The following is a 25,300-nucleotide window of genomic DNA, read 5'->3' on the forward strand; positions in this document are numbered from 1 at the left end:
TCAAAGGAGAATTTTATGAAAAAATTACTACTTATTTCTATCGCGGCTGCGGTTGCCTTTTGCGGTGAAAGTTTGCTCGTGGGTGCTGGCGGCGGATATAAAAAACCGGTCAGCGAAGTGATAGAAAATCTCAAAAAAGACGGCGTGCAGATCGAGGGCGCGTTTGCAAATTTGGGCCAGATAACTATCCAGGCAAAAGAGGGCAAGATGGCCGCGATCGTGGGCGATGAGGCATTTTTAAAGAAAACGGATCTAGATATAAAGGGCTACGAGCGCATCGGCAAGGGTGCTTTGGTGCTAGTCACGCCAAAAGGCAAGCAGATAAAAGACGTATCTGAGCTAAAAAATCTCGCCAAAATCGCGATGCCCGATGCCAAAAAAGCGATCTACGGCGTGAGGACGACGGAGTTTTTGAAAAACTCGGGACTAGAGGCCGATCTAGCGCCTAAGATGCTACCGGTCGCGGGCGTACCGCAAGTAGTCGCCTACGTCACGAACGGCGAAGTGGACGCTGGCTTTATCAACTCGACCGAGGCTGTGGCTAGAGAGGGCGAGTTTGGCAGCGCGATCTACATCGACGAGGCGCTTTATAGCCCCGTTTTTATCTCGGCGGCAAAGCTTGCCGCGTGCGAGGGTAACGAGGCGTGCGCTAAATTTATAGACGAGATAAAAACTCCTCGCTCGAAGAAAATTTTCGCTAAATTCGGGCTAAAATAATTTAAATTGAAGGCTTTTAGCTCGGTTAAATTTGTCTTCAAATTTGACGTAAAATTTGCGTCAAATTTGATTTAAACGCTAAAATTTACTCGCTAAATTTAACTCAAACTAAAAGCAAAATTTAACGAAAAAAGGAAAAATTTGCACGAACTCGCCTGGCTTATTCACCCGCTGCTTTTAAGCGCCAAAACGCTTGCCGTAACCTTTGTGCTGCTTCTATTTTTGGGACTTGGCGCGGCTTATTTTTTGGCGTTTTACCTCGGCAAATTTAAAGCCGTTTTAGAAGCAGCCGTGATGTTTCCGCTCATTTTCCCGCCGATTGCTACGGGATTTTTGCTGCTTTATATCTTGGGGCGAAACGGCGTGATCGGCAAGGCGCTAAATTTACAGATCGTTTTTAGCTTTTCGGCTCTCGTCATAGCTTCGTTTTTGGCGGGTTTGCCGCTGTTTGTAAAGCCTGTTCAAAGCGCGCTTGAAAGCCTGCCTAAAAGCCTAATCGAAGCGGGTCAAAGCCTAGGCAAAAATCGCTTTGAGATTGCCGTTTTTATCCTCATCCCAAACGTCTTTAAAAGCGTCGTTTCGGCGCTTGTTTTGGCTCTGGCTCGCGGCCTTGGCGAGGTTGGCATCACGCTGATGCTAGGCGGCAACATCGTAGGCAAAACCGACACCGTTTCGCTAGCGATCTATAACGCGGTTTACGACGGCGAAAACGGCCGCGCGCTAATTTTAAGCGTGATTTTGGTAGTGCTTAGCTTGGCGCTTTTTGGATTTATAAATTTTCTCGAGCGAGCTAAAAAATAAATTGGCTATTTTAAACGCGTAAAGCGACGAAGACTCCGAATTTGGCCCGAGCGTAAAAACAAAATACGGCTTTGCGAGCATAAATTCATTATTTTTTTGCTACAATAAGAAGTTTTGAACTTTAACTATTTAGGAGAAATTTCTATGAAAAAAGAAGACATAAAAGAGCTGATCGAGTTTTTTAACGAGATGGACATGAACCGCATAAAGATAAAAAGCGGGGATTTTGAGGTCGAGCTTGAAAAATTCGCCGACTGCTGCGAGCTGCCAAAGCCTGTCGTCCAAGCTCCAGCTCCAGCTCCGACTCCGGTAAACGTCGTGGTAAGCTCAGAGGTCAAAGCTCCTGCTAATTCTCCAAAAGACAGCATAAAATCGCCTATGGTCGGTACTTTCTACACAGCTCCGAGCCCGGGCGCGGCACCGTTTGTTAAAGTAGGCCAGCGCGTGAGAAAAGGCGACGTCGTGGGTATCATAGAAGCTATGAAGATAATGAACGAGATCGAGGCCGAATTTGACTGCCAGATCACCGAGCTGCTCGTATCAGACGGTCAGCCGGTCGAGTTTGGCTTGCCGCTATTTGGCGTGGAGAAAATTTGATGGAAATAAAAAGAATTTTAATCGCAAATCGCGGCGAAATAGCGCTGCGAGCCTTGCGAACGATAAAGGAAATGGGCAAAGAAGCCGTCGTGGTCTACTCCACGGCCGATAAAGACGCGCTCTACGTCAAATACGCCGACGTGGCGATCTGTATCGGCAAGGAGCGCTCAAGCGACAGCTACCTAAATATCCCGGCCATAATCAGCGCAGCCGAGATCAGCGAAGCCGACGCGATATTTCCGGGCTACGGATTTCTCAGCGAAAATCAAAATTTCGTCGAAATTTGCTCGCATCACAAGCTAAAATTTATCGGCCCTAGCGTAGCCGCGATGGCGCTCATGAGCGACAAAAGCAAAGCAAAGCAGATGATGCAGCGAGCGGGCGTACCGGTGATCCCGGGCTCTGACGGCGCCGTAGCAGATACTAAGGCGGCCAAAGAGCTAGCTAAAAAAATCGGCTATCCGGTCATCCTAAAAGCCGCAGCCGGCGGCGGCGGACGCGGTATGCGCGTGGTCGAGCGCGAAGAGGACATCGAAAAGGCGTTTTGGTCGGCCGAGAGCGAGGCGATGAGCGCGTTTGGCGACGGAACGATGTATATGGAAAAATACATCCTAAACCCGCGCCACATCGAGGTTCAGGTCATCGGCGACAGCCACGGTAACGTCCTGCACATCGGCGAGCGCGACTGCTCTATGCAGCGCCGCCACCAAAAGCTGATCGAGGAGAGTCCTGCGATCCTACTAGACGACGACATTCGCGCTAGACTGCACGAAACGGCGATCCGCGCGGCAAAAGCGATCGACTACGAGGGAGCGGGAACGTTTGAGTTTTTGGTCGATAAGGATCTAAATTTCTACTTCATCGAGATGAATACGCGCCTGCAAGTCGAGCACTGCGTGAGCGAGATGGTTAGCGGCCTAGACATCATCGAACTGATGATAAAAGTAGCCCAGGGCGAGGCGCTACCGCCGCAAGAAAGCATCACGCTAAAAGGTCACGCCATCGAGTGCCGCATTACGGCCGAGGATCCAAACACATTTACGCCAAGTCCAGGCAAGATAACAAAATACGTCTGTCCGGGCGGCCGAAACGTGCGCATGGATAGCCACATCTATCAGGACTACTCGATCCCGCCGTACTACGACAGTATGATCGGCAAGCTCATCGTCTGGGACACCGATAGAAACAGAGCCATCCACAAGATGAAGGTCGCGCTCGATCAGCTCATCATCGGCGGTATCAAGACCACGCGCGATTTTCACATCGCGATGATGGAAAACCAAGACTTTATCGACAACAACTACGATACTAACTACCTCTCTCGCCGCTAAATTTGCGGCGCGGGCTGCCTTGCTCGTGGCTTTTAATCGGCCGCAAGCAAGGCGATCTAACTTTAAATTTATTACTATGGCGATAAAATTTTACTCAAAGCTTTTTGACGAGTGATTTTATCAGTAGCTGCGGCATTTGTCTTTTGCGTTATTTTAAAACTTGTCCGTAAGTTTTGTTTCCTTCCGCTAAAATTACTACATTTGTTTGCCGTGCTTGCGATAGCATCTTTTAAATTTGCGCATTTAAACCGCAAATCTTGTGTCTTTGCTTGCGATATTCAAATTGGCATAAATAGTCGATTTTTGAAATGTATTTTGGATTTTAGGCGAGTAATGCGGATAAGTTTTTCGTGGTTGAAAATAATGTAAATTTAAAATCGAATTCGTCGGATATATATATATATTTTAAAATTCGCTACGCTACGATGTTATGCAGGCTTGGGTTACCAAGTGTAAATTTCGCTCCCAAAAAAGCTTTGCGCATTGCCAGCTCATTACTCGGAAAAAAGCACCGACTTTCTATTTTGGTCTATAAAAATTAGCGACTTTTTGTCTAAACCAAGGCGTATTTTTAAATTTAGCCTCGCTTTTTGATTTTCTCTGTACTTTGTCACGCTTTTTTGCATCATGGTCATTTGCGCGCCTGCTATGCCAATATAGCCAGCTGAAATACCGATTTCTTAACTGTTAAACCGTGTAGCGTCACGCGCTTGCCTAAAGAGCTTTCTGTATGCATGCAGTATTTCTGCACACACAAGGTGCGACGAAGCTCGGCGCTAGATGATTTTATCAGCATTAGGCGACAGTTTTCCCTCTTTGGCTATTTTTATCGCACCGCGTAATGGTTTGGTATTGGCTGTGGGTCGGCTCAGCAGAGCATCCGAGCATAAGATCCACGCAACCAACCCTTCGTGGCAAAATCTCTTTATCAAACAAATAAGGTAATGTGTGCGGTGGCGTTAGATATGACTTTTAAAGTCGCGTTAGTTATCAAAAATTTAGCTTTAATTTTTGGATTTGAAGCCGAATTTTGGACGATAAAATTCGGCTGATTTTTTGGCGATTTTACTTAAGGGACAAAAATGAGTTTGGAATCAAATTTTATCGACTATTTATATAAAAATGCGAGTAAATTTGCCACACATCCGGTATCGGTAAAAATTTAAATTTTACCGCATATCACGAGTAGCAACCAAATCAAGATAAAATCTCAAATTTTACCTGCTCGTTTTCCTCCGCTAGATCGGTAAAAACGGCGATCAGATCGTCTGCATAACCCCCTAGCGAGGCAAGTGCGGCACGATTTTTTAGATTTATCTGCGTAGGTTCGTTTATCTCGCCGAGCGCGTCGTAAAGCGCGTCGAGGTTTTTTATCTCGGGACCCAGGCCGAATTTTCGCGCCAGATACTCAAAGGCCGCCGTTTTCTCGCGCATTTTCGCGCCGTTTAGAGTTATGATTTTCACTGCCGCCTCCGCTCATAAAGTAGATAAAAGTTCTCGTAATGATCGGGCGTGTAGTAGATCAACCCGTCGCTAGAAAAGACGATACGCTCTGCTCCGCGTCGCCCTCCGCGGTATCCGACATCGCACTCAAACCACTTGCGCCCGCTAGCCTCGGGCAGCTTTTTTTCTCTGTTTGAAAAGCGGTCGCCGCCGATGCTTTTTTTGTCCGTGACCTGCCACAGATTGCCACTTTTAGCGTCCCATCCGAGCGCGATCGCCTCTTTTTTGGTGATGAAGTTTTGCGGCAACCCGCCGAATCTATAAATATACGCCGCAACCTCGTCTTTTGAGGTATAAATGCCGTCTTTTACGACGTTTACACTCGGCGCGGCGGCTATATTTTTCTCTGCGCTGCCGCCTCTAAATTCGCTTTGCGGCTGATTTTGTTTCGGAGCGGTCGAGTTATCCGGGATGATAAATTTAAATAGTGCCGCGAGCAGCAAAACGGCTAGCGGCAAGATGACGTTTCTAATGAGTTGTTTGTTCAAAAAAAGACCTTTGGAATAAATTTGAAGCGCTTGCTTCGGCGGTAAATTTGACGTCAAATTTGTACAGACAAAATCCAAATTTGGTAATTACGCGCCGTAAAGACGAGAGTAAATTTACTCAGCTATCAGACGTTTGCATCAAATTTAGCAGGCTAAAAGCCGAATTTGACCCCATAAATCACAGTCAAATTCGGTCAAATTTACGGCACAAAAAGCTAAATTTGCCGTCCGGTTTGTCAAATTTAAAGCGTATTAAACACCCTATCGCCCGCGTCGCCAAGACCCGGCACGATGTAGTTTTTCTCGTTTAGTCGCTCGTCGATCGCAGCCGTATAGACCTCGACGTCCGGGTAAACTTCGCTAAATCGCTTTAGTCCCTCTGGAGCGGCGATGATGGAGATAAATTTGATCTGTTTGATGCCGTTCTCGCGTAAAAATTTAACCGCGTCGATAGCCGTACCGCCGGTGGCAAACATCGGATCGATGATGATGGCTAGGCGGTTTTTGGCGTCGCGAGGCAGTTTAGCGTAGAAAAACTCCGCCTCCGCGGTCTTTTCGTTTCGCTGAAAGCCCAAAAAGCCAACGCTAGCATCGGGAATGATCGTAAATACGCTATCAAGCATACCCAGCGCTGCTCGCAAAATCGGGCAAATCATCACCTTTGTCGCGAGCTTTTTGGCCTGGGCCTGGGCGACCGGAGTCTGCACGCTCACGTCGCGCAGCGCCAGATCTCTAGTCGCCTCAAATATCATCAGGTGGCTGATCTCGTCCACGAGCATCCTAAACTGAAACGGCTCGGTGTTTTTATCCCTTAAAATCGCTAGTTTGTGCTCGATGAGCGGGTGTGAGATGAGCCTGACGTTTTTCATTTACAGACCCTTCGCTAGCTTTTCGGTATAGGCTTTGACGTCAAAATCCTTTACTCTAGCTACGCCGTCATCGACCGCAGCCTGCGCTACGGCAGGAGCTACCGCCGTTAGGACGCGTTTGTCAAACGGTTTTGGTATGATGTAGTCTTTGCCGAATTTTAGCTCTTTTACGCCAAACGCCTCGCAAACCTCCGCAGGTACCGGCTCTTTAGCCAAATTTGCAAGCGCACGCGCCGCAGCCATTTTCATATTTTCGGTGATTTTTTTGGCTCTGACGTCTAGCGCGCCGCGGAATATAAACGGAAAGCCAAGTACGTTATTTACCTGGTTTGGATAGTCGCTGCGGCCGGTTCCCATCATCACGTCGTTTCGCACGCTAGCGACGTCTTCGGGGAAGATTTCCGGAGTCGGGTTAGCAAGCGCGAAAATAATCGGCTCGTCGTTCATAGAGGCGACCATTTCCTTCGTCACGACGCCGGGTTTTGATAGGCCTAGGAACATATCCGCGCCCTTCATAGCGTCCGCTAGCGTTCTATCGGCGGTTTCTAGGGCGAATTCTAGCTTTTCCGGAGTTAGGTCGGTGCGGCCTTTGTGGATCACGCCTTTGCTATCTACCATCACGATGTGTTTTGCGCCAAGCGCTTTATACATCTTCGCGCATGCGATGCCAGCCGCGCCCGCGCCGCTAACTACGATTTTGATTTTAGAGATATCTTTGCCAGAAATCTCCATCGCGTTTATTATGCCTGCGCTTGTTATCATCGCCGTGCCGTGCTGATCGTCGTGCATGACCGGGATATCGACTGCTTCTTGTAGTTTGCGCTCGATCTCAAAGCACTTCGGAGCGCGGATATCTTCTAAATTTATACCGCCGAAAGTTGGAGAGAGCGCTTTGCAAATTTCAACTATCTTATCTGGATCGTGTTCGTCTAGCTCGATGTCGAATGCATCTACGTTTGCAAATTTTTTAAACAAAACCGCCTTGCCCTCCATCACGGGCTTGCCAGCTACTGCGCCGATATCGCCTAGACCGAGCACGGCCGTACCGTCGGTGATGACGGCTACTAAATTTGCTTTGTTGGTGTATTTGTAGGCCAGTTCGTTGTCGGCCTCGATCTCTTTACAAGGCACCGCGACGCCCGGCGTATAGGCCATAGATAGGTCTCTAGCCGTCGCGCATGGGGTTTTTACTTTTATCTCTATCTTGCCGCCCTCGTGATACGCGAGCGCCTCTTCGTTAGTTACGTGTGTCATTTATTCTCCTTTAAAATATTTTTTATTCGTTTTTTCGTCTCGTCCGCGCCCAAAACTTCGAGCACCTCAAATATCCCCGGACTTACGCTATTTCCCGTTAGTGCGACGCGAAGCGCCTGAGCTAGGTCTTTTAGCTTTAAGCCGTTTGCTTCTAAAAATTTACCCGTCATCTCCTCGTAGCCTTTGGCGTCTAAATTTTCGCCTAAAATTTCGGCAAATTTAGCCAAATTTTCCTTGCTTTCGGGCGTGATAAATTTAGCGTAGGCTTTCTCGTCGTATGCGCTTGGAGCGTTTATTATCGTTCTTGCGCTCTGGCTCATCTCAACTAGCGTTTTTGAGCGTTCGCGCAATGAATTTAACAGCACTTCGCCCTTTGGCATCGCTTTAAAATCTATCTCAAAGCTAAGCATCTCACGTGCTAGTCTCTCGTACGGCAGAGTCTTGATATAGTGGGCATTTAGCCACTCTAGCTTGCTTGCGTTATAGGTGCTTGAGCTCTTGTTTATATCGTGCGGATCGAAATACTTTAGCATATCGTCCATGCCGAAAATTTCGTCGTTTCCGTGGCTCCAACCTAGGCGCACGAGGAAATTTAAAAGAGCTTCAGGCAGATAACCCATGCGCTTATACTCCATCACGTCGGTCGCGCCGTGGCGTTTGCTCAGTTTGCTACCGTCCTCGCCGTTTATCATCGCGACGTGGTAAAATTTCGGCGCTTTAAATCCCAGTGCATCGTAGAGTACGATTTGTTTCGGGGTATTTGAGAGGTGATCGTCGCCGCGGATGACGTCGGTTACGCCCATCAGCGCATCGTCTATCACGACCGTGAAGTTATAGGTCGGTGTGCCGTCACTACGCGCGATGATAAAATCATCCAGGATATCCTCGACTCTAAATTTGACCTCGCCTTTTATACCGTCGTCGATCATGATCTCGCCGCTTAGAGGCGCTTTGATACGGATGACGGGCTCCACTCCCGCAGGCGGAGTGCCTGTAAATTCGCGGTAGCGATTGTCGTATTTAGGCCTCTCTTTTCTCGCTTCTTGCTCGGCGCGCAGAGCGTCTAGCTCGTCCTTGCTCATGTAGCATTTGTAGGCTTTGCCCTCGGCTAACAGCTTTTGTACATACTCTTTATAAACGCCAAATCTACGCGACTGATACGTCACCTCTCCGTCGTGATCCAGTCCGCACCATGCAAAGGCCTCTTTTATCGCTTGCGTCGCTTCTTCGGAGTTGCGTTTTAGATCGGTATCTTCGATGCGCAGCAGAAATTTCCCGCCGTTTGCTCTAGCGTATAAGTAGTTATAAAGCGCCGTCCTAAGCCCGCCGATGTGCAAATATCCGGTCGGAGAGGGGGCAAATCTAGTTACTATTTGTGAATTTTGCATTAAATTTTACCTTTATAGCTTGCGCTTAAATTTAAAATGTTATAATGCTCAAATTATATTTACTTTAGACTTAAACAAAGGTTTTATATGTTAAAAAAGATCTCATTCGCCGCGTTTTTTCTCAGTTTTTGTATGGCTAACGCGAGCCAGATCTCAAACGGCATAGCCGTCATCATCGAAAACGAACCCATCACCGTAAACGAAGTACGCAAAGCCGCCGCGCAGCTGCAAACAAGCGAAGCAAATGCGCTAAATTTACTGATCCGCGATAGACTAGAAACTGCGCAGATCAAAAACCTAAAAATCGAAGCCAGCGACTACGAGCTAAATCAAAGGCTGCAAAAGATCGCAAGCGAGAGCGGCATGAGCGCCTCAGATCTGCGCTCGGCCGTGCTATCAAAGGGCGGCGACTACGCGCAGTTTAAAGACGACGTCGCAAAGACCATAAAACAAGAAAAGCTATATCAAAGCATATTTGCCGACGCTAAAATCAACATTTCAGAAAACGCCGCGAGAGCGTATTTTGAGCAAAATCGCGACCTTTTCGCGCACTTTACCGACGTGAGCGTGACTAGATACGTGGCGCCTTCGATGCAGCTTTTAGAGGCCGCCAGACACAGCTCCCCGATGAACACCAACCACAGCGTGCACATGGACGTGCTGGATCTAAAAAGCGAGCAGATCCCGCCTCAACTACGAACGATATTTCAGCAGACCCCGGACGGCACTTTCACGCAGATTTTCCAGACTCCCGAGGGCTTTGAGATGTTTTACGTAGCGTCTAAAAAGGGGCAAACGATGCCTGAATTTGACGAGGTCAGAGACGAAGCGATGAATGCGCTTTATAAACTCGAGCAAGACCGCGTCATCGGCGAATACTTCAACAAACTCCGCGCCAAAGCCAACGTCAAATATCTACGCTAAACTCAAATCTTTAAGCCGATTTGATTCGGCTTAAATTCTTTTATTTTCGGCTAAATTTGACCGATTTTTCTTTAAATTTAGTTGCTCGCCCGCCCAAACCCGCATCTTTACGGCGTAAATTTCGCTAAAATTCGCTCCAAACGTAAAATAAAAAGAGGCAAAATTTGAACATAAACGAAGCCATAGAGGCAACCGCAAAAAAGCAAAGCGAATGCAAAAGGCGATATATTAAAAGTGTAATTCTTGGACTCTTCTTTACCTTCGGCGTGCTTTTGATAGGAGGTGAGATCGTTATGTATATATTCGACAGCAGCGGAGCTGGAGATTTATTTGCAGCCGTCTATTTGCCGTTTATCATTCTTGCTATTAACATATCCGCATGCTATGCGCTGGATGCGGAAAAAGATTATACGAGTTTTTTTAAAAATACGTTCATTCGCATTGCAATAAAAGACGTAAATACAATCTTTAAATACGATCCCCAAGCAGGCATAAGCAAACAAGAATTTAGAAAAATCAATATTTATTCACGCGACAGATTTCGTGCCGAAGACCTAATTAGCGGAACGTATAACGGCGTCAAATTTAATCTTAGCGAAGCTATAAGCATACCCAGGGATGCCAAACTAAAACTAGGCGACTCGCCCGGACTTAACCTAATCTCTCTAATATTTTTTGCTTGGTCAACGATGAAAGATATGCAGGCCTTTAGCGGCTCGGTTTTGGTCTGCGAGTTTTACAAGAAATTTAGCAGTCAAACGATAGTCGCGAGCCGCACGTTAAATACTAAATTTATAGGCGAAAAAGAACAGATGGATGACGTGTTTTTTAGTAAAGAATTTCGGGTCTTTGCGGACGATAAGGTTGAGGCGAGGTATCTTTTGACGCCCGCGTTTATGGAGCGCCTGCGAGAGCTAAAGGAAAAATTCGCGGGGAAAATGGGGGTGAGCGCGGCGTTTATGGACGATAAATTTTACCTATTTTTAAACGGAGCGAAAAATAAATTTGGAACAACTATCTTTTCGCTACCGCCGAGCCTTTATGACGTAAATCAGATAAAAAAGGAAATTTCAGAGCTTTTATCTATCATAGACGAGCTAAATTTGAACCTTGATATTTTTAAGTGAGGGCAAATTTGACGGCTGGGGTTTTTACAACTAAATTAGCATTTTTGCGGTGCAGGTTTTGCAGATAAATTTGGGTGGGAATTTACTACCGTACCTTCTAGCGTCTTACTAGTTAAAATTTAGCCGCCCGCCTTAACCCGTTTTTAGGCTTTTGATGATATAATTTCTCAAAAATAAGACTTTTGCGTTTTGGGGCGAGGTTTAAAAATCAGCAAATTTAATCAGCTTAAATTTAACGCCCCAAAAGCGCAAACGATCTAAAATTTATCAAAAAAGGAGTCAAAATTAAAACGCTAGTAGTTTTATCCCACCCAAATTTCGCCGCCTCTCGCCTAAACAAGGCGCTGGTAAACGCCGCTAAAAGCGCGGGCGCCGAGGTTCGCCACCTAGAGGGACTTTACGGCACCGATGCCCTTAAAATCGACGTCGCAGCAGAACAAGAGGCGTTTTCGCGCGCCGATCGCATCGTATTTTTGTTTCCGATGATGGGCTTTAACGTGCCCTCCATGCTAAAGGCCTACATCGACTACGTGCTTAGCCGCGGCTTTGCCTACGGCGAGGGTGCGAAGATCGCGGGCAAACAGCTACAAATCGCCGTTAGCGCGGGCGGCGGGCTAGGCGAATACTCTAAACACGGCGCGATCAAATTTACTCTAAACGAGATTTTACTGCCGCTTCAGTGCTGCGCGGACTTTTGCGAGCTCGTTTACGGGCGGATTTTCGCTAGCTGCGGAGTGGAGCCGGGCGTGCCAGATAGCGCGATAGAGGCGCATGCGGCGAGATTTACGATGCTCTTAAACGACGAGCTTGAAGAGCACGAATATCAAATTTAACGAAGCAAAACAGCTCGGCCTTGAGCTAAATTTGCCTCGCTAGCGGCGATTTCCTGCGCGGAGTCGCCGCTTTTTCAAATTTAACCGCGTAAAATGTCTACTTTGGTTTGAGTGAGCGGTTGGTTTGGCGCGTTTTGACGGTTTTTCATCGTCGCCTTTTTGGTGCTTTGTTTCGTTGCGGGCGTATTTTGCGGCGCGATTTGGTTAAATTTGCGCTATCGTCACGAGGCCCACAAGCCGTATCTTTATGATGCGGACGATGATTTTGGTTTTATGAAATTTTTACGCATTAGGATTCGGCTTTAAATTTAGCTCGTTTTAAAACGGCGCAAATCCTTATAAATTCGGAGTTTTTATGATTTTTGGCAAGATTGATTATCTAAATTTGCTTCCTTTTCACGTATTTTTAAAGCGCTCGCGCCTAAGCTCGCAGGATAAAAAAATCATCGAATTTAAAAAGGGCGTGCCAAGCAAACTAAACCGCGATCTGCGCTGCCGCAGGATCGACGCCGCCGTGATCTCAAGCATCGAAAGCCGCAAAAAGCGCTACAAAAAGGTGAGCCTGGGTATCGTGGCTAGGGGCGACGTCAAAAGCGTGCTCGTGCGAAAGGGCACCGCCGCGCGTCCCGACCCCGCGTCTGCGAGCTCAAACGCGCTAGCTGGAGTGCTAGGGCTTGAGGGCGAGGTGCTCATCGGCGACCGCGCGCTAAAGGCGTATCTGCGGGAGGGCGAGGAGGTGTTTTATGACCTTGGGCGGGCGTGGCGCGAGCGGACGGGCTTGCCGTTTGTTTTCGGGCGATTTTCCTGCGTGAATGGGCGCGGCGCGTATGAGCGGCTGGCGCGCGAGTTTTTGCGAGCAAATGTCAAAATCCCAAACTACATCCTCGCCAAATACGCCCAAACCAGAGACATCAGCGCGGACGATATCAAATGGTATCTCAAATTTATCAGTTACGAAATCGGCGCAAAGGAGCAAAAGGCGTTGCGGATATTTTTCAAAGAAGTGCGAAAAAACGGACGCACGGCAAAGCTTTTGGCATAGAGCGAATCGTAAATTTCTAGCTTAAGCGCCGTTTGGACTTGAGCCTTTGCGGTGCCGATAAATGCGTCTAGCGCTAAATTTACTTCGCGCGCTGCGTGAGAAATTTAAAATAAGGAGAAAATATGAAAAAATTTATCTTTCTAGCAGCATTTTGCGCTCTTTTAAACGCGGCGGAGATAACGCCGCGGTGCCAAAGAGACGACGCTAAAGAGGTCGTCGTATGCTCTGATAAAAAGCTTGGAAATCTAATGTGGCAAGACGGCGCAAAGATAGCGGAGGCTACGTTTTAGCAGGCTAAAGACTACTGCGAGAATCTAAATTTTGCGGGATATGCCGGCTGGAGACTACCGAGTAAGGCTGAAATTTTAAGCATAGCCGATAAAAGCAGATATGAACCGGCTATAAAAAGAGAGTTTAAATACATAGCCGGAGTCGGTGCGTCTTATTGGAGCGGGGATAAATTTGAAGGCGATAAAAACCGTGCGTGGATAGTTGTTTTTAAACGAGGCGGGGATAACTGGAGCGAGCTAGATAAGCAAAATTTCGTGCGATGCGTGAGAGACGCTCAAATTTTGCAAGTTAGTCAAAATATTCCGTCCAATAATAACTCGGCAAATTTACATAACGACTCTAAGGTAGAAACTCCGAGCTTAGTCAAATCCGAAGCAGTGCCCGCCGCTCGCATCACACCGCCAAGTAATGAGGCGATGTACCGCGACGACAGCAAGAAAGTCGTGATAGATAGCATATATAGGCTGATGTGGCAAGACGGAGCTGATATATTTGAAGGCGATTGGGACGAAGCGGAACGCTACTGCGAAAATTTAAATTTCGCAGGATACTTAGACTGGAGATTGCCAAACAGATTAGAGCTTTTAAGCATCGAGGACGATAGTATGGTTATAAATGAGTCCTTTAAATACATAGGAAAAGACGAATACGGAGATGAAGCTTACTGGAGTTCTACTGAAAACTCCAACATCTCGTCGACCGCGTGGGTCGTGGTTTTTGAGGGTGATGACGGCTACTGGGAAGACATTTCTGTTCGCCGCTTCGTGCGGTGCGTCCGGCAGTATTGATTTTCAAAGATATTAATAAAACCAAAAAGGAAAATAGATGAATAAATTTAGGCTCAAGATAAGTTAAAAACCTTCAAAGGAGTTTTTCTCAAAGAGAGTGCAAGCACAAGAACTATGATCCTGTCGATGAAAAATAAGTATATAGTCCGTTCCCGAATTTCGCAGAAGAAATTTAGAGAAATTCTCAAGTATTTTGCAGAGGATATAGAGGCTACTAAAATAGCAAATTTAATCGGGACTTCTAGAATTTCCATCAACAAAATTCTAAAAAATATCAGAATTTTAATGGCTAGCGAGTGTGAAAAAATAAGTAAGTTTTCAGGCGAAATTTCCAAGCTCGCCTAGAAGCTTCGCTTTGAGATTAACGAAAGCTACTTCTTTAACGGCTCTACCTTCTCGCCATCACAAGTTTTGACGCAGGCTGGATTATTTATGTCAGTATCAGGGTATCGTCCAGGATGATCCGGGTCTATCGTATAGTTTATGGTTATGTCGTTACCGTCTATTATTAGCGATGACATCCATCCGTAGCCCTCTTTTGAGTTTAATATAAAATACGCCACATACTCCACCTCTTCAAATTTAACCCCTTTTTCTAGTAATATCTTGGCCGTATCAACGGAGTTTAGCATAATGGCGTAAGCCATAGGAGACAAGCCGAATCTATCTTTAGCCCTTATGTCGGCTCCTAAATTTAGCAAGGCATTAAAGGTATCTACGTCGTTTCTAAAGCAGCTTCATCAGCGGGGTTCTTTTATCCCTCATCTCTACGTCGGCGGTTAGGTTGTTGTCTTTTATAAATTTAACTACGAAATCGGTATCTTTTCTATCAAGAGCGGCTCTTAAAGGCACGAGCGTAGCGTTTTTCTCTTTATCGCAAACGATATCTCTAACTCCAAATCCAAACGCCTCTATCTCCTCTTGCGTTACGTATTTAGCTAGCTCGGAGTTCGGGTCTATTTTAGTATCAGGCGTGACGGTAAAACCCGTCGGCATAGAGCCTGATCCAAATTTATCAAATTTAACTCCCAAAAACGAAAGATAAAAGAGGACGGCGGCAAAGGCGGCGAGTGTGAATATAAATTTAAAAAAGTTTTGCAAATTTGATCCTTTTGCTCATGACTAAATTTACGAAATCTTAGCCAAAGGACGGTTAAATTTGAGTGAAATTGGAAGGGAAATTTGAAAAATGCGGGAGTAAATTTGGGGCGGGTTAAAGATGCTAAAAATCACACCGAAAACGGACGGGTTTTTCTAGCTAAATTTAAAGCGCAAATTTGACGTAAAAACGGCCGCTCGGGCGACTCGGGCAAGTCAAATTTGCCCGCTCAGGCATGCCCTAGCAAGCAAATTTAAGCGCGCAAGCCTCAGTCGTCGAACTCTTGCGAGATGACGGGCGAGAACTCCTCCCAGCGGAGTTTGGTTTTGGCCGTAGGCATCTTGCTTTGAAACGGCTCTTTTTTCATCGAGGCTACCGCCGCGCTGTCGCCGATCGGCGCCGCAGGAGCCTCCACGCCTAGCACCGCGCGCTCAAGATCGATAAAATCGCGCAAGATAACCGCGTAAGAGGCGAAAAAGTCGGCGTTTTTGTGAGCGGATAAAAATTTGATAAATTCGTCGATAAATTTGTTCGTAACGTCCGTAAATAGCTTGCTGCTGATATTTGCCGCGCCCGCTACTTCGTCGCGCAAAAAGGTCGCCGTGGCTAAAAATATAAATCCGACGTAGTCCTCGCTGTCTTTGCAGGCCTCTTTGTCTCTGCGGTACGGGCTTAGCTTCAGACACTCGATCACGCGCAGCCTAGCCGCGCCGTCGTCGCGCCCGTCCTCGTAAAAGGAGGCGTTTAGCGGGATGTTTGAGTAAGAAAAGTCAAAAAGCACGTCGTTTTGCTCTCTGGCGAATTTCTCAAAGTCGAATTTGGCTAAATTTGCAAACGCGGCTTCGCTCTGGGGCGTAACTGGACTAGTCGCTAGGTAGGCTAGCTGTTCGCGCCAGCGGTCAAATTTACCGCCGTGCTCGTGAAAAAATAGCGGATAGGCCAAAAACTCGTAAAAATACGCGCGCGCCTTGGTTAAGTTATTATCCATTTAAAACCTCTTCTTTCATTTGATCCATTTGCGCTTTTATCATCACTTTGGCTTTGCAGTCCGAGCAGCAATAAAGCGTCTTTAGCTTGGCTTTGTCGCCGTTAAATCTAGGCGCCATGATCGAGGCGATCTTCTCGACGGCCTTTTTGGTCGCAAACTCCTTGCCGCACTCGATACAGGCGAAAAGTTCGTCTCTGGCTAGCTCGCTAAAGGTAAAGAAACTAGGCTCCAGGTCGATCTTGCCGGGGCGCAAAAATATCGTGTCTTTTTCCGCACAGCTAAGCTCGCAGTATCCGCACGCGGTGCAGACGCTCGGGTTAAAGACGATGGAGTTTGTTTTCTTGTCTGCGACTAGTGCAGCGACGTTGCACGCTCCCACGCAGCTTAGGCACAGCGTGCAGGTGTCTTGATTTATCTCGACGCGGCCGTATCTGATGAGCTCGGTGGTGCTAACGGAGCCTAAATTTTGCCCGTCCACAAGCCACTCTAGGCGCTTGGCGAAAATTTCGCGCTTTGGCATGGCGTACTCGGTGATGGAGTGCTGAGAGCCCTCGATAAATTTAGCCTGAGATAGGGCGCTTTTTAGCTTGTCTTCGTTCTGCGCGACTAGGACGGCTTTTTCGTTAAATTTAAGCTCGTAAATTTGATTTACGATATCCACCGCGTCTTTGGTGCCTTTGCCGATATTTTGCTCGTAGATCACGACCTGCGCGCCGCTTTCTTGAAGCAATGTAAGCAGATGCGTCTCGCTCAAAAATCTCTCGCCGCTCACGGCAAAAGGCAGCACGTTTGCGGGTAGATTTACGCTTAAATTTTCTAAATTCGCCTTTGCAGGCACGATTAGCGCGATCTTGCCGCGGTATAGTTTGGCTATCTGGGCAAACGAATTTCGCGGCATATCGGAGTAATCAAGCGCGCCGCTAGGGCATACGCTCACGCAGCCGCCGCAGTTTACGCAGTCGATGTGCGAAAAAACTAGGTGCTTGGTTTCGTCTTCTTTTAGGATCGCTACCGTAGGGCAGGCCTCGACGCACCTGCCGCAGATCTCGTGTCTGCGTTCGTGGTACTGGCAGATCGTGGAGTCGTAGTGGACGTGGCTTTTAAATTTAAATTTCGGGCTTTGCGCATCTAGCAGCGAGGCGATTTCCTCGTCGCTTTTGCCTGCGATCTCGTAGCAGCCGCTTTGCTTTAGCATGTATTCGCGTGCGTTTTCTACTAGGAAAAAGTCGCAGTCCACCTCAAACTCGCCGTCGGGACGCAAAACTAGCACGCTTAGCTCGCCTGCGGCTCCGTAGATAAATTTGATCTCAAAATGCGTCAGCTCGATGGTTTTAAAGCCTTTAACCTTAAGCAAATTCGCCAAATTTTCGCGTCCGCCGTTGCTAACGATCACGACGTTTTTGCCGACGGGTTTTTCGTAGTCGATGTCGCGCGCTAGGTCAAAGGCGCTGGCTCTAGCCTCATAAAGCAAAAGCGTGTTTTTAGCCTTATCCAGTACCGAGTCTGCGGTATTTTTTAGATAAAAATTTATCTCCGGCGCTACGACGCTTGATTTTAGTTTAGGCGAATTTGAGACGAGATACTCGCCTTCGCCGTTTATCTCGATCTGCTCGTTTAGCATCAAATTCTCGTCAAAATCGTTGTAAAAACCGAATTCTTTCATGATTTTCTCCCCGCGCTACGCGTTATCAAAATTAAGCGCATTTTAATACTAAAGGCATTAATAGGCTCTGAATTTTTATATTTATTTTTTTTAATAAGATTAGATTTATCCAAATTTATGCTAAAATCGCGCTCGGTAACACAAATTTACTAGGAGCTAATTTGAACGAACTACGAAAACTTCCGCAGATAGATAAATTTATAAAAAATGAGCGATTTTTCGGGCTTGACACGAGCTTGCTAACCAAAGTCGCTAGGGCCGAGTTAGAGAGCCTTCGCGCTCAAATTTTAGGCGGCGGGAACTGCCCGGAGCTTGGCGCCATCGTCCAAAACACGCTCGCAAGATACGAAAAAGCATCAAATTTGAGCCTGCGTAGCCTGATAAACGCAACCGGCGTCGTCATCCACACCAATCTCGGCCGCAGCGCGATCGATCCCGAAATTTTACGCCGAGCCCAGCCCGTTATCACGGGGTATTCAAATTTAGAATACAGCGTCGAAAAGGGCGGCCGTTCAAACCGCTACGACTACGTGGGCGGGCTGCTGGCGGAGCTTTTCGGATTTGAGGACGCCATAGTCGTGAACAACAACGCAAGTGCGGTATTTTTGGTGCTAAATACCTTCTCAAAAGGCGGCGAAGCCATCATCAGCAGAGGCGAGCTAGTCGAGATCGGCGGGAGCTTTCGCGTGCCAGAAGTCATGGCAAACTCGGGCGCGATCCTACGCGAAGTGGGCACGACGAATAAAACCAATCTGCGCGACTACGAGGAAGCGATAAACGAAAACTCGAAGCTGATTTTAAAAGTGCATCGCTCAAATTTCGACATCGTGGGCTTTAGCGAGGATACGGCGATGCCGGATCTTAGCGCGCTGGCAAGAGAGCGAAATCTCATTGATTATTTTGATCTTGGCGGCGGATTTTACGGCGAGCTGCCTTACGGTCTCGAGCGCAACGAGCCGAATCTAAAAAATCTAAAAGACGCCTCGCTCGTTAGCTTTAGCGGCGATAAGCTCTTTGGCTCCGTGCAGTGCGGCATAATCCTAGGTAAACGCGAACTAATAGCAAAACTAAAGAAAAATCAGCTGCTAAGAATGCTGCGCGTGGATAAGGTGATCATCTCGCTGCTGGCCGAGAGCGTCAAAGCCTACGCAAACCGCGAATTTGAGCTTATCACGACGGTAAAACAGCTCTATAAAAGCGTGGAAGAGCTGGAAAACACGGCAAATTTCATAAACTCACAGCTAAAAACTCCGCTTGAAATCGTGCGCACGACGACCTTCGTAGGAGGCGGCACTATGCCAAACAAACGCATACCTAGCCTCGCGCTAGCTGTCAAAGGAAACGCGAACGAAAACGAGGCTAAATTTAGGAAAAATCTCGTGATCGGCCGCATCGAGGAGGGCAAATTTCTGCTCGATCTTCGCAGCGTACTAGACGCGGACGTGCAAAATTTGATAGAAAAAATCAACGAAACGGATGAAAAATGAGCTTAATAATAGGAACGGCCGGTCACATCGACCACGGCAAAACGGCGCTGATAAAGGAACTAAACGGCTTTGAGGGCGACAGACTCGAGGAGGAGCAAAAGCGCGGGATCACGATCGATCTTAGCTTTTCAAATTTGAGCAAAAACGGCGAAAATATCGCATTTATCGACGTGCCGGGGCATGAAAATTTGATCAAAACGATGATCAGCGGCGCGTACGGATTTGACGCGTGCCTATTCGTCGTGGCGGCAAACGACGGGCTTATGCCGCAGTCTTTGGAGCATTTGGAGGTTTTAAATATCCTTGGAGTTCGCTCGCTTATCGTCGCACTAACCAAATGCGACCTAGCTAGCGCAGAGCTAATCGAGCAGCGAAAAAGCGAAATTTACGCCGCCGCGCAACATTACAAAAATCTACAAATTTTAGAGATTTTCCCGGTTAGTATCAAGGATAGCGCGAGTATAGACGAGCTGCGAAATTATCTTTTCACGCTAAAGGCGGCTAACCGCGAGCAAGAGGGCGTTTTTAGATACTACATCGACCGCGTTTTTAGCCTAAAGGGTATCGGAAACGTAGTCACCGGCACCGTGATAGAGGGCAGCGTGACGAAAAACGAAAAGCTGTTTAACTATGACGCGGGCAAAGAGGTGCAGGTGCGAAGCGTGCAGAGCCACGATACCTTCGTCGACCGTGCCGGAGTTAGCAGTCGCGTGGCGCTAAATTTGACGGGAATCGAGCTAAATGATCTAAAAAAAGGACAATTGCTCAGTAAAAAGGGTTTTTTTAGGGGATTTCGCGAGATAGACGCGATCGTTTTCGCCCGAGAGCTAACGCATGGGCAGAGCGTGACGTTTTGCGTCGGGGCAAAGGCCGCGCCCGCAAAAGCGCTGGTCTTCAGCGAAAAAGAGGGCGGAATATTTGCGACGTTTAAATTTGAAAGGGATATGTTTTTGAAATTTGACGAACCCTTCGTGCTCATCGCAAACGGTCGCGTCATAGGCGGCGGCAGGGTGCTAAACGCCGTGAGCGAACCGATGAAAAAATCAAGCAAAATTTCGTTTTTAAACGCGTTGCTTAAAAAGGGCTTCGTAAGCGCATTTGCGATGCTAAAAGATACGCATAAAAACGGCTTTGGCATCATCTCGGCCTATCAGCGCTTCGGGCTAAATCACGAGGAAGCCGTAGCGATAGCAAAACAAACGCCAAACGTGTTCGTCGATGAAAAGGCGCTAAATATCTACGATCTAAGCGCGGTCGATAGGATAAAAAGCGCGGTCAAATTTATGATAGAAAAGAACGAATTTGCGATATTTTCGGCTACAAGTATCAGCCTAAAGCTCTCGTGGGCTAGCGAAAACATCGCTCAAAAGGCGCTTGACGAGCTAGAAAGTGCTGGCATGATCGCTAAAAACGACGGCGTCTATACCAAAACGGGCGTGGATATGAGCAAGCTAAAAATCAGGCTCGAGGAGAAAATTTACGAAATCTTGCAAAGCGGAAATTTAGCTCCCTTGGCGCCCTATAACATCTACGACGAGCTTGAGATCGACCGCGTTAGCGGCGATAACGCGCTAAAAAAGCTAACGGGCATCGGGCGCGCGGTGAGGCTCGCGCATAATCTTTTCGTAACGTCAAAAGCCCTAAACGAGGCGCTTGCCAAGCTAAAAGCCATCATCGCCGCGCAAGGATTCGTAAACGTAACGAATGCGAAAGAGGCGTTAAATTTGAGTAGAAAATACGTAATCGCCTATCTAGAGCAACTCGATCTGGATCCGAATATCGTAAAAAACGGCACGGACAGAGTTTTAAAAGCGTGATTTTTTATCTATTTATAAAAAGCTAATATAATCCGCGCAAATTTTTAAAAAGGAATGAAATGAAAAAAATAGTTTTGTCGCTAATGGCGGCCTCTGCGATGTTTGCTGCGTCAAACGAGCAAGTAGTCGGTTTTTACTCGCAGATGGTCGGCGAGGGCGTGAAAGTAAATGTAACTGAGCGCAAACCGTTAACCGACGGAATCGAAGCGGTCGTGGTAAATTTAAGCAACGGTCAAGTCAGCCAAGACGAGGTTATCTTTACTAAAGGCGACCTACTTTTCCCGGACATCATCGACCTAAAGGCGCAAAAAGCCTACCTGCAAGAGATAAAAAAGGAAATAGCGGCGAAAAACATCTCAAAAGTCTATAAAAACGAGCAAAAAGAAAATATCATCACTCTAGGAAACGACTCTAAAAAGCCGACTATCGTGATGTTTTCAGATCCCGAGTGTCCATACTGCCGCCTAGAGCTTGAAAAGATCGAAGCGACGCTAAAAGAAAGCAACGTAAAGCTAATCTTAACTCCGGTTCACGACGTATCGTCTTTGCAAAAGAGCTTTTTGATCTATAAAGACACAGCAAGCGCGAAAACCGATAGCGACAAGATCAAAATTTTACGAAAATATTTTGCGGACGACTATAAGGTAGCAGACGGTGCTGTTAGCGATGCTGACGTAAAAACGATGGATAACTTAAGACAAAAATACTCCGCCGCCGGCGTTCGATCAGTGCCTTTTATAGTAAATTTAAGCGACCTACAAAAATAATCCCTAACGCAAATTTGAGCTAAATTTGATAAATTTAGCTCAAAAGCCCTAAATTTTCATAAAATATACTTTTATAACTTGATATGTAGTATTAAAACTTAAGCTAAATTTTAGATTTCCTTAACTATTTATTAAGTTTCATAATTAATCTAATATTTTTACTCCATTTATTCTCAAAATATGCTAAATTTGCACAGTGATATTTTAAAATATGCAAGTGCCCTAAAATACGCGCCTGTAAGGCGCACTACGCCTAGGAAATATGCAAAATTTGAACAATATCTTTCTAAAAACATCTCAAAAATTTCAAATTTGAGATTAATAAGGAGAAAACATGCAAGGATCAAGACGAGATTTCCTCAAAAAATCTCTGAAGGTCGGCGCGGTAGGCGGGACTGTATTGGCCGCTGCAGCTATCGCAAAACCGACTAGCGACGAGCTTGCTCCTGACGACAACGGCGTAGTTGTCGGCAAGTCGAGCAAAAAAGAGGTGCTTTACAAAAAAAGCAAAGAGTGGGAATACTACTATAAGATCGCTTACTAAGGGAGAAAACCATGAGTGATTCACGCATAGGAAGACGCTCGTTTTTGAAACTTGCCGCTCTTGGTGCCGGTAGCACGATGGCATTTGGCGAAAACGAGACGTTTAGAAAGGCAACCAACGAGGAGATAAAAAATCCTTACGAAGGTTCAAAAAAGGTTAGAACGATTTGTTCTATTTGTTCGGCGGGTTGCGGTATAGAAGCCGAGGTAAAAGACGGAGTATGGGTACGCCAAGATATGGCTATGTATCACCCGATCTCTCAGGGTTCGCACTGCTCTAAGGGAATCGATCAGATCGACCTTACGAAATCAAAACAACGCATCAAATTTCCGATGAAAAAAGTAAACGGAAAATGGGAGCGCATCAGCTGGGAACAGGCCGTAAACGAAATCGGCGACAAGATGTTACAAATCCGTAAAGAAGACGGTCCTGATAGCGTAGTTTTCTTGGGTTCGGCTAAATTTAACAACGAGCAAAGTTATTATTTTCGCAAATTTGCGGCGTTTTGGGGTACAAACAGCAACGATCACGTAGCACGCATTTGACATAGCGCAACAGTCGCCGGTGTGGCGAATACTTGGGGTTATGGCGCGATGACGAATCACTTCGGAGATATGACGGCAAATTCAAAAGCGATCTTTTGTATCGGTGCGAATTCGGCTGTAGCAAATCCGGTCGGCGGAATGAAGCATATGTTGCAAGCCAAAGATAGAAACAACGCAAAATTAATCGTAGCGGATCCGAATTTTACTAAAACGGCTGCGCACGCGGATCTTTACTTGCGTCAGCGTTCAGGAACGGACGTGGCTCTTATTTATGGACTTATTCACATTATCCTTAAAAACGGCTGGGAAGATAAAGAATTTTTAGAAAACAGAACCTATGGTATCGAAGAGGTTAGAAAAGAGGCCGAACACTGGACTCCTGAGCTTACTTCGGACGTTACCGGTGTACCGGTAGATAGACTCATAGAGGCTGCTAATATAATGGCGCATACGAAACCGGGAACGGTTATCTGGGCTCTAGGTATCACTCAGCACTCGGTAGGAACGTCAAATACCAGAATTTTACCTATCCTTCAACTAATCCTAGGCAATATGGGTAAACCTGGCGGCGGCTGTAATATCATCCGCGGTCACGATAACGTTCAGGGCTCTACCGATATGGGTAACCTTTCAGACACTCTTCCTATGTATTACGGACTAGGAGACGCCTCGTGGAAATACTACTGCAAAGGCTGGGGCGTTGATTACGACGAGTTTATTAAGCGATTTGCGGTTTCGACAAAAGAGCCGAAACAAGGCGGCGCTCCGGTAAAAAATACCGTATTTGAAGAGTATTTTTATCACGATCCGCAAAATCCGGAAGATAGAAACTGGAGAAATGAAAAAGGTTGGTCGCTATCAAAATGGTGGCAAGGCGTCCTAAAAGAGGAAAAAACTTATACAAGCGGTAAGCTTCGCGTTCTTTGGGTTCAAGGAACCGGTATCACCTCTATGGCTCACCTTACAAAAATTCAGCAAGCCGTCGACAAGCTAGATATGCTAGTAGTTGCGGAGCCGTTCGTAAACGAGGTTGCTATCCTTTCAGATAGAAAAGACGGAATTTACGTACTTCCGGTAGCTACTGCGTTTGAAAATGAAGGTCATATAAGCTCGACTAACCGCTCCGGTCAATGGAGAACGAAAGTCGTTGAGCCACTTTACGAGAGCAAGGCCGACCAAGACGTTATGTTCTTATTTGCTAAAAAATTCGGCTTTTATGACGAGTACGTAAAAGGCATGAAGATGGCGACCGTTAATCACGAGCCAAAACAAGTTAAAGACGACTTCGTATGGCCTGACGACGCTACAAACGAGATAGCTCGCATGGGTAAATCTATCGGCTACACCGGTAGAACGGCCGAAATGTTTAGAAGACATCAGGCTAACTGGCAAAATTTCGACCCTGATACGCTAATGGGTATCGGCGGCGACGTAAAAGGCGAATACTACGGTAAGCCTTGGCCGGCATGGGACGAAAAACACCCTGGCACTCCGATACTTTATGATATGAGCAAGTCTTACGCAGAGGGCGGTTGCGGATTTAGAAATCGTTTCGGCTTAGAGCATAACGGCGTTAGTCAGCTAGCCAGCGAGGATACGACTTTGGTAGGATCGGACGTAAAAGGCGGCTATCCGCAAATTACTAAAGAAAATATCGAAAAAGTCCTAGGCATAACCTTAACCGAAGAAGAAAAAAGGCTGATGGGAGCTACTTGGAGTACGGACCATAGCGGACTTATCTTAGAAAAATGCCGCGAAAAAGGCGTAGTGCCGTTTGGTAACGCAAGGGCTAGAATGATCGTTTGGGAATTCCTAGATCCAATCCCTAAACACCGCGAGCCTATCCACTCTCCGCGCTGGGATTTGGTGCAAAAATACCCGACTTTCGACGATCAGGCTAGAAACTTCCGCGTCGAAACGAAATATAAATCCGAGCAGCAAGCAAAAGACTGGAGTAAGGAATTCCCTATCGTATTTAGCACATTGCGCCTAGTAAATCTAAGCGGCGCTGGTATGATCGAGCGAACGAGTAAATATCTAGCGGCAATCACGCCTGAGATGTTTGCTAACGTCCACCCTGAGCTTGCTCTAAAATACGGTATCCAAGATCGCGATATGATGTGGATCCACTCTCCGCAAGGCACTAAGATCAAGGTTCGCTGCTATCATACTCAGATGGTTACGCCGGATAGAATTTGTATGCCGTATAACTTCGCGGGCGTTATGCAAGGCGTGAGCTTAGAAGACCGCTATCCTGAGGGCACTAAGCCTTATACGATCGGCGAGAGCTTTAATACCGTAACAAACTACGGCTTTGACCCGGTTACTCAAATTTCGGAATTTAACGCCGGACTTTGCAGGATAGAAAAAGCGGACGGAGAGGGCTTTAACACCTTCTTCCACGAATACGGCGAAAATAGAGTCTAAGGAGTAAGAG

The 25,300-nt window shown here is 46.7% G+C and carries 24 protein-coding genes and 2 pseudogenes; 17 read left to right on the plus strand and 9 right to left on the minus strand.

The genetic code is table 11. The annotated features are described in order from the left end of the window. Positions 1-15: 15 nt before the first annotated feature. The 4 genes from modA (at position 16) to EE116_RS03240 (ending at position 3,446) form a co-directional block, all read left to right on the plus strand. Positions 16-717 (plus strand): molybdate ABC transporter substrate-binding protein, encoded by a 702-nt coding sequence (gene modA / locus EE116_RS03225; RefSeq protein ID WP_122873203.1) that lies wholly within the window; start codon positions 16-18, stop codon positions 715-717. 141 nt (positions 718-858) lie between these two features. After that, the gene (locus tag EE116_RS03230; protein ID WP_122873204.1) at positions 859-1,518 is read left to right on the plus strand and encodes a molybdate ABC transporter permease subunit; all 660 of its coding nucleotides are present in this window, start codon (positions 859-861) and stop codon (positions 1,516-1,518) included. Between the two features lie 144 nt (positions 1,519-1,662). Continuing rightward, on the plus strand, positions 1,663-2,115 hold the full coding sequence (accB, locus tag EE116_RS03235) for an acetyl-CoA carboxylase biotin carboxyl carrier protein (protein ID WP_122873205.1): 453 nt from the start codon (positions 1,663-1,665) through the stop codon (positions 2,113-2,115). Next, entirely contained in the window at positions 2,115-3,446 is a 1,332-nt protein-coding gene (locus tag EE116_RS03240; RefSeq protein WP_122873206.1) for an acetyl-CoA carboxylase biotin carboxylase subunit, read from the plus strand. Before accB ends, EE116_RS03240 begins: the two co-directional genes overlap by 1 nt. Before the next feature lie 1,197 nt (positions 3,447-4,643). Here the strand turns inward: EE116_RS03240 and EE116_RS03245 are convergent. From EE116_RS03245 to gltX, 5 genes are all read right to left on the minus strand, one after another. Next, on the minus strand, positions 4,644-4,910 hold the full coding sequence (locus tag EE116_RS03245; protein WP_122873207.1) for a barstar family protein: 267 nt from the start codon (positions 4,908-4,910) through the stop codon (positions 4,644-4,646). After that, on the minus strand, positions 4,907-5,437 hold the full coding sequence (locus EE116_RS03250; protein ID WP_122873208.1) for a ribonuclease domain-containing protein: 531 nt from the start codon (positions 5,435-5,437) through the stop codon (positions 4,907-4,909). The genes EE116_RS03245 and EE116_RS03250 overlap by 4 nt, the downstream gene beginning before the upstream one ends. A gap of 242 nt (positions 5,438-5,679) precedes the next feature. Then, positions 5,680-6,306 carry a uracil phosphoribosyltransferase gene (gene upp / locus EE116_RS03255; protein WP_002948924.1) on the minus strand — a complete coding sequence of 209 codons (627 nt, stop codon included), beginning with the start codon at positions 6,304-6,306 and terminating at the stop codon, positions 5,680-5,682. Continuing rightward, the gene (locus tag EE116_RS03260) at positions 6,307-7,560 is read right to left on the minus strand and encodes a malic enzyme-like NAD(P)-binding protein (protein WP_122873209.1); all 1,254 of its coding nucleotides are present in this window, start codon (positions 7,558-7,560) and stop codon (positions 6,307-6,309) included. Continuing rightward, positions 7,557-8,948: a glutamate--tRNA ligase gene (gene gltX, locus EE116_RS03265; protein ID WP_122873210.1), complete on the minus strand. Its 1,392-nt coding sequence runs from the start codon at positions 8,946-8,948 to the stop codon at positions 7,557-7,559. The genes EE116_RS03260 and gltX overlap by 4 nt, the downstream gene beginning before the upstream one ends. A gap of 87 nt (positions 8,949-9,035) precedes the next feature. Between gltX and EE116_RS03270 the strand changes: the two genes are divergently transcribed. The 8 genes and pseudogenes from EE116_RS03270 to EE116_RS03295 form a co-directional block, all read left to right on the plus strand. Next, a complete protein-coding gene (locus EE116_RS03270) occupies positions 9,036-9,872 on the plus strand; it encodes a peptidylprolyl isomerase (protein ID WP_122873211.1) in 837 nt (278 codons plus the stop codon). Positions 9,873-10,036: 164 nt separating this feature from the next. Beyond that, the gene (locus EE116_RS12700; RefSeq protein ID WP_241091621.1) at positions 10,037-10,999 is read left to right on the plus strand and encodes a DUF3137 domain-containing protein; all 963 of its coding nucleotides are present in this window, start codon (positions 10,037-10,039) and stop codon (positions 10,997-10,999) included. Positions 11,000-11,283: 284 nt separating this feature from the next. Beyond that, positions 11,284-11,832 (plus strand): NAD(P)H-dependent oxidoreductase, encoded by a 549-nt coding sequence (locus tag EE116_RS03280; protein ID WP_122873212.1) that lies wholly within the window; start codon positions 11,284-11,286, stop codon positions 11,830-11,832. A 355-nt stretch (positions 11,833-12,187) separates the two neighbouring features. Beyond that, positions 12,188-12,874, plus strand: a complete 687-nt coding sequence (locus tag EE116_RS03285) for an MqnA/MqnD/SBP family protein (RefSeq protein WP_122873213.1) — start codon at positions 12,188-12,190, stop codon at positions 12,872-12,874. 122 nt (positions 12,875-12,996) lie between these two features. Further along, entirely contained in the window at positions 12,997-13,164 is a 168-nt protein-coding gene (locus EE116_RS12425) for a hypothetical protein (protein ID WP_163028019.1), read from the plus strand. A 12-nt stretch (positions 13,165-13,176) separates the two neighbouring features. After that, positions 13,177-13,422, plus strand: a pseudogene (locus EE116_RS12990) (Lcl C-terminal domain-containing protein); the annotation flags it as partial. Between the two features lie 6 nt (positions 13,423-13,428). Next, a complete protein-coding gene (locus EE116_RS03290; protein WP_338120538.1) occupies positions 13,429-13,953 on the plus strand; it encodes an Lcl C-terminal domain-containing protein in 525 nt (174 codons plus the stop codon). 114 nt (positions 13,954-14,067) lie between these two features. Further along, positions 14,068-14,283, plus strand: a pseudogene (locus EE116_RS03295) (IS1595 family transposase); the annotation flags it as partial. Between the two features lie 41 nt (positions 14,284-14,324). On the opposite strand, the gene EE116_RS03300 reads toward EE116_RS03295, so the two are convergent. The 4 genes from EE116_RS03300 to EE116_RS03315 all read right to left on the minus strand — a co-directional run bounded on the left by EE116_RS03300 (position 14,325) and on the right by EE116_RS03315 (position 17,703). Then, positions 14,325-14,654 (minus strand): ankyrin repeat domain-containing protein, encoded by a 330-nt coding sequence (locus EE116_RS03300; protein ID WP_163028020.1) that lies wholly within the window; start codon positions 14,652-14,654, stop codon positions 14,325-14,327. Positions 14,655-14,679: 25 nt separating this feature from the next. Next, positions 14,680-15,054, minus strand: a complete 375-nt coding sequence (locus tag EE116_RS03305) for a hypothetical protein (protein ID WP_122873216.1) — start codon at positions 15,052-15,054, stop codon at positions 14,680-14,682. A gap of 266 nt (positions 15,055-15,320) precedes the next feature. After that, positions 15,321-16,040, minus strand: coding sequence for a formate dehydrogenase-specific chaperone (locus EE116_RS03310; RefSeq protein ID WP_122873217.1), 720 nt, complete (start codon positions 16,038-16,040; stop codon positions 15,321-15,323). After that, positions 16,033-17,703 (minus strand): 4Fe-4S binding protein, encoded by a 1,671-nt coding sequence (locus EE116_RS03315; RefSeq protein ID WP_122873218.1) that lies wholly within the window; start codon positions 17,701-17,703, stop codon positions 16,033-16,035. Before EE116_RS03315 ends, EE116_RS03310 begins: the two co-directional genes overlap by 8 nt. 161 nt (positions 17,704-17,864) lie before the next feature. On the opposite strand from EE116_RS03315, the gene selA reads away from it, so the two are divergent. The 5 genes from selA to EE116_RS03345 all read left to right on the plus strand — a co-directional run bounded on the left by selA (position 17,865) and on the right by EE116_RS03345 (position 25,290). Next, a complete protein-coding gene (gene selA, locus EE116_RS03320; protein ID WP_122873219.1) occupies positions 17,865-19,190 on the plus strand; it encodes an L-seryl-tRNA(Sec) selenium transferase in 1,326 nt (441 codons plus the stop codon). Continuing rightward, positions 19,187-21,007, plus strand: coding sequence for a selenocysteine-specific translation elongation factor (gene selB, locus EE116_RS03325; protein ID WP_122873220.1), 1,821 nt, complete (start codon positions 19,187-19,189; stop codon positions 21,005-21,007). Before selA ends, selB begins: the two co-directional genes overlap by 4 nt. A 59-nt stretch (positions 21,008-21,066) precedes the next feature. Further along, positions 21,067-21,774 carry a thioredoxin fold domain-containing protein gene (locus EE116_RS03330; protein ID WP_122873221.1) on the plus strand — a complete coding sequence of 236 codons (708 nt, stop codon included), beginning with the start codon at positions 21,067-21,069 and terminating at the stop codon, positions 21,772-21,774. 334 nt (positions 21,775-22,108) lie between these two features. Continuing rightward, the gene (locus tag EE116_RS03335) at positions 22,109-22,318 is read left to right on the plus strand and encodes a twin-arginine translocation signal domain-containing protein (RefSeq protein WP_002948952.1); all 210 of its coding nucleotides are present in this window, start codon (positions 22,109-22,111) and stop codon (positions 22,316-22,318) included. 11 nt (positions 22,319-22,329) lie between these two features. Further along, positions 22,330-25,290 carry a formate dehydrogenase subunit alpha gene (locus tag EE116_RS03345; protein WP_277418939.1) on the plus strand — a complete coding sequence of 987 codons (2,961 nt, stop codon included), beginning with the start codon at positions 22,330-22,332 and terminating at the stop codon, positions 25,288-25,290. Positions 25,291-25,300: the final 10 nt, after the last annotated feature.

This window comes from Campylobacter showae, assembly GCF_900573985.1.
Classification (GTDB): domain Bacteria; phylum Campylobacterota; class Campylobacteria; order Campylobacterales; family Campylobacteraceae; genus Campylobacter_A; species Campylobacter_A showae_E.